Annotated in this window: 5 protein-coding genes; all 5 read right to left on the bottom strand. The window is 73.6% G+C overall.

The window, feature by feature from the left end:
* Positions 1-1,010: 1,010 nt before the first annotated feature.
* The 5 genes from KN815_RS44840 to KN815_RS44820 all read right to left on the bottom strand — a co-directional run bounded on the left by KN815_RS44840 (position 1,011) and on the right by KN815_RS44820 (position 6,013).
* Positions 1,011-1,676 (bottom strand): CBS domain-containing protein, encoded by a 666-nt coding sequence (locus tag KN815_RS44840; protein ID WP_216347560.1) that lies wholly within the window; start codon positions 1,674-1,676, stop codon positions 1,011-1,013.
* A gap of 15 nt (positions 1,677-1,691) precedes the next feature.
* The gene (locus KN815_RS44835; protein WP_216347559.1) at positions 1,692-3,050 is read right to left on the bottom strand and encodes a nicotinate phosphoribosyltransferase; all 1,359 of its coding nucleotides are present in this window, start codon (positions 3,048-3,050) and stop codon (positions 1,692-1,694) included.
* Positions 3,051-3,094: 44 nt separating this feature from the next.
* Positions 3,095-3,922: a universal stress protein gene (locus tag KN815_RS44830; protein ID WP_216347558.1), complete on the bottom strand. Its 828-nt coding sequence runs from the start codon at positions 3,920-3,922 to the stop codon at positions 3,095-3,097.
* 17 nt (positions 3,923-3,939) lie between these two features.
* Positions 3,940-5,007: an alcohol dehydrogenase catalytic domain-containing protein gene (locus KN815_RS44825; protein ID WP_216347557.1), complete on the bottom strand. Its 1,068-nt coding sequence runs from the start codon at positions 5,005-5,007 to the stop codon at positions 3,940-3,942.
* A 151-nt stretch (positions 5,008-5,158) separates the two neighbouring features.
* Positions 5,159-6,013 carry a universal stress protein gene (locus KN815_RS44820; RefSeq protein ID WP_216347556.1) on the bottom strand — a complete coding sequence of 285 codons (855 nt, stop codon included), beginning with the start codon at positions 6,011-6,013 and terminating at the stop codon, positions 5,159-5,161.
* Positions 6,014-6,650: the final 637 nt, after the last annotated feature.

The following is a 6,650-nucleotide window of genomic DNA, read 5'->3' as shown; positions in this document are numbered from 1 at the left end:
GGGACCGGCGGCCACGCCGCAGCCCGGCGGGGCGGCCAGGCCGCCCGGCGCGCCGCAGGCGCGCCCTTGAGTGAGTGAAGACAAGTTTCGACAGATCGCACCCGCGTTTGCGGTGAGTGTGGTCGGCCGTAGGCGGCGCACGGGGCGGTTTGGTGGTTCAAAGCCACCGCAAATGGGACTGCTGCCAGGAAGGGCTGGCAGCGACAGGCGTCCTGATCCGGGGCGCACCGGAAGACGAACGAGAGGGGCACGCATGATCGCCCGCTTTACATCATCGGTCTACACGCCCTGGAGGGTGCCCAATAACCGGCGAGAGAAGAGCAACCCGGACACCGCCGTTATCCCCCGGCCTGCCCACACCTTCGGCAGGGCCGGAACGGGATGGTCGGGCGGAACAGGCATCAGTCGAGATATCCGGCGCGTGCGTGCCCCCTGTGGCCGCGGCAGACGGCGATGCTGCTGACTGGGCATGGGCCAGAGAGCACGCGCGGAAGGCTCCACGGTGGTCCGATCACAAGTGGCGGCGCATGAACGCGATCTTGCGTATCGAGGTCGCGCCCCGCGCCCCCACTCCTGGTCACCGTTCACGTGCCTCGTAGCGGGGCGCGGGCTCTTGGGGACTGGTCCTGCTGTCACTCCTCCTGGGCGTCAGCGGGACCAGGCTCATGAGAGAAGAAACTGCATTCAGCATTCCGCTGCTTGCGTCAGATCAAGCATTTTTCGGATGGGGGTCCGGACCCCGCGGACCCGTGGACCGGAGTCCGGCCACCGAGCACGGAAGCCGCCACCGGCCCTGCCCCCACCGGCCCGGCGGCCGGCGGCGAGGCCCGCGCTCCCCGCCCCTGCCCCGCTGCTCAACGGCGCCGAAGGCGCGAAACGAAATCCGCACCCGACAACCGATCGGTGCCCTTGGGCGTCCCGACCGGCAGCGGCCGTGGTGGCTGATCGAGCGGGTCCGCCGGGCCGGGCCCGGGGCGGGGCGGCCCGGTAGGGGCCGCCGGACAGCGCTCCTACCGCCGCTGGGCCGTATGTGGTGCCGCCGTGAGTTGGTTGTCGAAGTCGACCACGCCCTCGATCGCTCGGATGAGGCGGGCCGCCGCCGGGATGAGGACGGCCTCCTTGACCCGGCCGGTCAGGGTGACCACGCCCTCGTTCACACTCACCCGGACGGTTTCCCCCGCGGCCGGGAACAGGTGGGCCACCACCTCGCGGCGTACCTCCTCCTCGATGTCGTCGTCCGGCCGCAGAAAGACCTTCAGCAGGTCGGCGCGGCTGACGATGCCCTCCAGACGGCCCTCCCCGTCCACCACCGGGAGCCGTTTGACCCGCTTATGGGTCATGATCCGCGCGGCCTCGGCCAGCGTCGCGTTCGCGTGGACGGTGATGGCGGGGGACGTCATCAGCTCATCCGCCGTCACCGCGCCCGCCTTGGCGATACCAGGGAGGTCGGGCAGTTGCGCCACCCGTGCCGGATCGCTGTCGCGGAACTCCTCCTTGGGCAGCAGATCCGCCTCGGAGACCACGCCGATGACCCGGCCCTCGCCCTCCAGCACCGGCAGGGCGCTCACCCGCCACTGCTCCAGCGTTCTGACGATCTCCTTGAACGGCGCTTCGCGGCCGACGGCGACGACGGTATGGGTCATCACATCGCTCACAATGTGCGCACTCCGGGGCACGGCATCCTCCTTGGGTCACGCTGCCTGTCTTCCGCCCGCCTCGCTGTCGGCCGCCAGCCGGTGCTCGATCCGGTGGCGTACCCGCCCCGCGAGCCGGGCCAGTCCGGCGGAGGTGGCCGGCCGGGGCGGGACCGGGTGGCGGATCCGCCGGGCGTGCGGTGGCAGCCCCGCGAGATCGGTGTCGAACCGCCGCCGCGCGCGGTCGAGGGTGTCGGGGGCTCCGGCGCGCCTGCCCTCCCGCATCACGGTCTCCAGCAGCGGCGCCCCGCCGTGCGGCGGAAGCTCGTCGCGCTCGCCGATCACATCGGCGTAGCCGGGGCGGCGCCACACCTGCTTGGTCCCGGGGGCCGTGGCCTTGGCCGAGGACAGTTTCATCACCGGGGTCCCGTCGTAGGCGACCAGCTTGTACGCGGTGTCGAGGGCGGCGGCGTCGGCCGACACCCCCATCCGGGTGCCCACGGCGAAGACATCGACCGGCGCGCCCGAGTGGACCAGCTCCTGCACGGCGTACTCGTCGAGCCCGCCGCTCACCACGATCCGCACCTCGGGCAGCCCCGCCGCGTCGAGGATCTCCCGCGCCCGCACCGCCTGCTCGCCCAGGTCGCCGCTGTCCAGCCGGATCGCGCCGCCGGGCCCGGATTCCAGCTCGCTCAGCACCCGCGCCGCGGTGGCCACTCCGCTCGCCGTGTCATAGGTGTCCACCAGGAAGGTGACCGGTCCGGGATGGGTACGGGCGAACGCGCGGAACGCGGTCTCCTCGTCCGGGAACGCCTCGATGTACGCATGCGCCATCGTCCCGCTCGCCTCGATCCCGTACGCGGCGGCCGCCGCCACATTGCTGGTCGCCGTGAACCCGGTCATCGCGCTCAGCCGCGCCGACTGCATCCCGGCCCAGGGGCCATGGGTGCGGCGCAGCGAGAAGTCCACCACCGGGCGCCCCTCCGCGGCCAGCACACACCGGGCCGCCTTGGAGGCGACGGTGGTCTGATGGCTCAGTTGCCCCATCAGATACGTCTCGACGAGCTGGGCCTGCGGCAGCGGCGCGGTCAGCTCCAGCAGCGGCTCCCCGGCCAGGACGATCCGCCCCTCGGGCACCGCCCGCACCTCGCCGTCGAAGCCCAGCCCCAGCAGGGGTTCGAGGTCCTCGTACGGACGGTGCGTCGCCGCGGCGAACGCCGCCACGTCCTCGTGCTCCACACGGAAGCCGGACAGGAAGTCCAGCGCCGGCTCCAGCCCCGCGGCGACCAGGAAGCCCCGCTCGGGCGGCAGGCCGCGGACGTAGAGGTCGAAGGTGGCCGGGCCGGTCATGCCCTCGCGCAGATACGACAGGGCCATCGTCGCCTCGTAGAGGTCGGTGGTCATCGCCTCCGACATGTCACTCTCGCCTCCCTTCGGACATCAGCCGCTCCCTTCGGACATCAGCCGCACGGGACGACCGCCACCGGACACGGTGCGTGGTGCACCGCCGCGTGGATCACCGAGCCCAGGCAGGGGACGGGGTCCGGCTCCGTCTCCTCGCGGCCCAGCACGAGCAGCCCGGAGCCCGGCGCGGTGTGCATCACCCCGAGGGCCGGGCGCTCGGCGGTGAGGGCCTCCGCCACCGGCACCCCGGGGTACTTCTCCCGCCAGGGGCGCAGCGCCGCGTCCAGCGCGTCCCCCGCTCTCGCCTCCCCCGACTCCTCGTTTCCCGGAACGCCCGCGCCCGCGCCCGCGTGCACGGCGCGCAGCGCACCGCCGCGCCGGGCGGCGGCGTCGAAGGCGAACCGCAGCGTCTCCTCGTTCGTCCCCCGCAGACACACCCCGACGGTCACATCGGCGGTCAGCGGCCGGTCGTCGGCGTGCACCATGATCACCGGCCGTTCCCCGTGCGCCAGCACATGGCGGCCGGTCGATCCGAGGAGGTAGCCGCCGGGGGTGCCGCGGCCGCGCGAGCCGAGCACCAGCATCTCGGCGTCCCGGGCCGCGTCCAGCAGAGCGGGCACCGTCTCGCGCGGCACCAGCTCGGCCGAGACCCGCAGCCCCGGATGGGTGTCCCGCAACTCGCCCACCAGGTCGGTCAGCAGACGCTGCGCCCAGTAGCGCAGGTCGTCCTCGTGGGGGAGGGTCGGGGCCTGGGGCGACGGCGGGTTCCAGGCATGGATCAGCCGCAGCCGCAGATCCCGCAGCAGCGCCTCACGGGCCGCCCAGTGTGCGGCCGGCGGGCTCTCGGCGAAACCGTCGACACCGACGACGATCGGCGCTCCCATACGCGTCACCGCCCTGCTCACGTCTCCCGGGCCACCAGCGGCCGGGCGGCCTCGCCGAGCGCGATCTTGATCGCGCCGGTGTCGGCCGCGCGGGCGAAGACGTCGTACGCCTCCTCCATCTGGTCCAGCTCGAACAGATGAGTGATCAGCGTGGACGCGGGCAGCCGCCCGGCGGCCAGCAGGGAGAGCAGAGTGGGGGTGGAGAAGGTGTCGACCAGCCCGGTGGTGATCGTCACGTTCTTGATCCACAGCTCTTCGAGATGCAGCGTGGCGGGCCGGGCGTGCACCCCGACATTGGCGATCCGGCCGCCGGGCCGCACCATCCGGGTGCAGGTCTCGAAGCTCCGCGGGCTCCCGACGGCCTCGATCACCACATCGGCGCCGAGCCCCTCGGTGAGATCGTCGACCAGCCGCTCCGGGTCCTCGCCGGAATCCGCCACCGCGTCGGCGCCGACCCGCTTGGCGGCGTCCAGCCGGGCCGGGTCCGGATCGACGGAGATGATCCGGCCGGGGGAGAAGAACTGCGCCGTGGCGACCGAGGCCAGCCCGACCGGCCCGGCGCCCACCACCACGACCGTATCGCCCGGCCCCACCCGGCCGTTGAGGACGCCCACCTCATAGGCGGTGGGGAAGATATCCGCCAGCAGCACGGCGTCATGGCCCTCGACCGGCCCCGTCAGCGGATGCGTGGACAGATCGGCGAAGGGCACCCGGACATACTCGGCCTGGGTGCCGTCGACCATGCGCCCGAGGATCCACCCCCCGCCGTCACGGCACTGCCCGTAGTTGCGCTCCCGGCAGAAGCGGCAGTGGCCGCAGGCCGAGATGCAGGAGAGCAGCACCCGGTCGCCGGGCCGGACCCCGCGGACGTCGGCACCGGTCTCGACGATCTCGCCGACCCCCTCGTGGCCGAGCACCCGGCCGGGGCTGACCTCCGGCAGCTCGCCGCGGAGAATGTGCAGATCGGTGCCGCAGATGGTCGCGGTGTCGATCCGGACGATCGCGTCGGTGGTGGCCTCGAGTTCGGGGTCGGGCACCTCCTGCCAGGAGCACTGCTCCGGCCCGTGGAAGACGAGTGCTTTCATGGCCGCTTCCCTCTCCTTCCGATTGTTCGCGTTCTCCTCCGGTTGTTCGCCTTGGGCTTCCGCCGCGGTTCTCGGCCGCCGCGTCGCATGGCATGTCATCCGGGCGGGCGCCTCGTGCGGCGAGGTGGCCGAGCGTCCCGAGGTCCCTGTCTCATCGCTGGGGCACGATCGCGACCGGGCAGGCGGCGTGGTGCGCCACGGCCTGGGTGACCGGCCCCAGTCGGGGGCCGAACCCCACCTGGCGCGGACCACGGCCCACGACCATCAGCGCCGTCCCCGCCGCCACGCCCACGAGCTGCCGGGCCGGGCTGTCCGACGCGATCTCCTCGAAGACCCGCACCTCGGAGAACTTGTCCCGCCACGGCGCCAGCACCTCGCCCAGGGCGTGCTCGGACTCCTTGCGCGCGTCGCTCAGCCCCACGTCCACCACCCAGGGGGCGTCGCCCCGGATGGCGGGGACCCGGCTGGCGTAGACGGCCCGCAGCACACCGTCGCGGCGGGCCGCGGCGTCGAAGGCGAACTCCAGGATGTCGTCGCCCGGCTCGCCCGGCTCCACCCCGACCACCACATCGCCCTGCCGGCCCTCGTGCGTGTCCGCCCGCACCAGGACCACGGGGGTCATGGCGCGTGCGGCGAGCTCCAGACCGACGGAGCCGAGGAAGAACCCGGCGACCGCGCCGATCGAGCGGGACCCCACCACCAGCAGTTGGGCCCGCTCCGCCTCGGCCAGCAGGACGGGCGCGGGCCGGCCGGGGATCTGATCGGTGAGGATCGCCATGTCGGGGTGGTCGGCGTCCAGCTCGGCGCTGGCCGAACCCAGGGCGCGCTCGGCCCAGTAGTGCCAGGCGGCCTCCCGGCCCGGTGTCAGATCCTTCTGATCGGGTCCCGGCCAGGCGTTCACCAGCCGCAGTGGCGCGTCGCGCGAACGGGCCTCATGGGCAGCCCATCCGGCGGCGGCCAGACTCTCGGGGGAACCGTCCAGCCCGACGGTTACGGGGCGCGCCATCGCTGCCTCCTTCCCGGCAGACCCACTCGGCACCTCGGCCCGCCTCGGGGACGTACGAGCCGCCGGCCGCCAGCCGCTGTCCGTCAGCCGACGGCTGACCATGGGCGGCCTCTCGCGACGCGGCGCCGCATGCCGACCGCGGCCCCGCACGCGTGCCCTCACGGCGGCGACGCACCCCTTGTCCATGGCCGCGGCCACCGCTGGGAGGCGCCCGGCCCGAGGCGTGGCGCCGGGGGCGCCCACTTCTCGCGGGCCCTGATTGCGCGGTGCACGGAACTCTGGCGTCCGCTTCTCCGCGTCTGCCGGATGCCCCCGGTGCCATCTCCAGCGGACCATGACCGGGCCCCCACCGACAGGGCCGACCGGTCCCGGCAGGGTCCCAGGGACCAGGTCATCCGGCCCTTTCCACCGCCCAGAACAACCCCCGGAACCCGGCCCGGCCAACCTGCCCACCGGCGCGGTGGCCCGGCGTATCCGCTCGCCGCGGGTCCCCTGGGGCGGTCGACTGGCCTCGTTGCCCGGCGCTGTCGCCCGGCCCGTCCGCCGCCCTGGTGGCCCGGTGTGGTTGCTCGGCCTCGTTGCCTGGCCGGGCCGCTCGGCGCCACTGCCCGACCCGGTCACCCGGCCCCGCCACCGG

It is taken from the genome of Streptomyces niphimycinicus (assembly GCF_018883605.1).
Taxonomy (GTDB): Bacteria; Actinomycetota; Actinomycetes; order Streptomycetales; family Streptomycetaceae; genus Streptomyces; species Streptomyces niphimycinicus.
Note: the sequence above shows the minus strand (reverse complement) of the source record. Positions and strands in the feature narration are given on the sequence as shown.

Coding starts and splice junctions, on each gene's coding strand:
- KN815_RS44835 (WP_216347559.1), bottom strand. CDS start 3,050: ATGTCGGAGGCGATGACCACCGACCTCTACGAGGCGACGATGGCCCTG.
- KN815_RS44830 (WP_216347558.1), bottom strand. CDS start 3,922: ATGGGAGCGCCGATCGTCGTCGGTGTCGACGGTTTCGCCGAGAGCCCG.
- KN815_RS44825 (WP_216347557.1), bottom strand. CDS start 5,007: ATGAAAGCACTCGTCTTCCACGGGCCGGAGCAGTGCTCCTGGCAGGAG.
- KN815_RS44820 (WP_216347556.1), bottom strand. CDS start 6,013: ATGGCGCGCCCCGTAACCGTCGGGCTGGACGGTTCCCCCGAGAGTCTG.